Source organism: Spirillospora sp. NPDC049652 (assembly GCF_040675125.1).
GTDB lineage: Bacteria > Actinomycetota > Actinomycetes > Streptosporangiales > Streptosporangiaceae > Spirillospora.
Window position 1 is genome coordinate 1 of sequence record NZ_JBFAOF010001456.1, and the last position, 1300, is coordinate 1300.

Consider the following 1300-nt stretch of genomic DNA (forward strand, 5'->3'; position numbering starts at 1 on the left):
CCGCGTCTATCGGGAACCGCTCCCCCGCGGTTACCTGCGGGTAGGCGCCGGTCTCGGTGGGTTCGTTCGCGGCGGCGGCGGGGTCGTGCGGGGGCTGGTGGCGGCCCGGGAAGTCGCGGGTGAGGGCGCCCGCGCCGGTGCTGGACGCGCCGCCGGGCAGCCAGTGCCCGTCGGGGGCGCGGTGGGAGTAGACGACGCCGTGGGGGTCCCGCACCAGCTCGTCGGTGACGCCCTTCAGGACCAGAGTGGTGCCGAGGACGGAGTTCCAGGAGCCGACGGTGAGGCGGCCGGCGCCGAGCTGGGAGGCGCAGCCGTCGGTGCATCCGGCGACCACCGGGATGCCGGCGGGCAGCCCGGTGTGCTCGGCGGCGGACGCGGAGACGGCGCCGAGCGGCGTGCCGGAACGTTCCAACGGGGGAAGCAGCCCGGCCGGGACGCCGAGGGCGTCCAGGACGTCGCGGGGCCAGTCCTCGGCGACCAGGTCCGCGCCGGTCTTGAGCGCGGAGCTGAGGTCGGTGGCGACGGGGTGCCCGGTGAGCCGCGCGTTGACGAAGTCGGTCTGGTGCGCCAGCCGGACGCCGTCGCCGGGCAGGTCGCGGCGGTGCTCCAGCAGCCACAGCAGCCGGGGCAGGGCCCAGGCGGGCTGCATGCGCTGGTAGCCGAGCCGCTCCCAGACGTGCCCGCCCGCGCGGTTGACGCGTTCGACATGGTTGACGGCGCGCGTGTCGTCGTACATCAGGCCAGGCGTCAACGGACGGCCGGTCTCGTCGGCGAGCAGGATGGTGCCGGACGTGCCGTCCACCGCGACCGCCTGGACGGTCCCGGCGGGGACGCCGCGCAGCGCCTGGCGGCAGGCCGCGCCCACGGCCGTCCACCACTCCTCCGGGTCCTGCTCGTGCCGGGGGCCGTCGCGGTGGTCGGTCAGCGGGTGGCCGCCGGCGCCGAGCACCCGTCCCCCGGCCGTGACGGCGAGGGCCCGGACGCTCTGGGTGCCCAGGTCGATGCCGATCCATACCGCCTCGTCCCTGGCGTTCGGCCGGGTCACAGGGTCCCCCCGTCGGTTCGGTCGCTGCGGCGCGCGTCCGCCAGGATCGGCCAGGTGGCCGACGCGGCGGTCCGCACGTCGAGGAAGGTCTGGTACATGCGGGTGTAGAGGTCGGCGCGGCCCGGGTCGGGCCGGTAGGAGTCGCCGGCGCGGACGTGGTCGCGCGCGGCGTCGGTGATCGTGGCGGCGCGCCCGGTGGCGACCGCGCCGACCAGGAACGCCCCGCGCGCCCCGGCCTCGGCGTCGGTGGTGCGG

1 protein-coding gene and 1 pseudogene are annotated in these 1300 nt (G+C 77.2%); both read right to left on the bottom strand.

Annotated features, from left to right (window positions below; all coding sequences use genetic code 11):
- On the bottom strand, positions 1 to 1045 hold a 1045-nt coding region (locus tag AB0J52_RS41070; RefSeq protein WP_500188665.1), incomplete at its 3' end, for an FGGY-family carbohydrate kinase.
- Positions 1042 to 1300, bottom strand: a pseudogene (locus tag AB0J52_RS41075) (hypothetical protein); the annotation flags it as partial. The pseudogene AB0J52_RS41075 and the gene AB0J52_RS41070, both read right to left, overlap by 4 nt.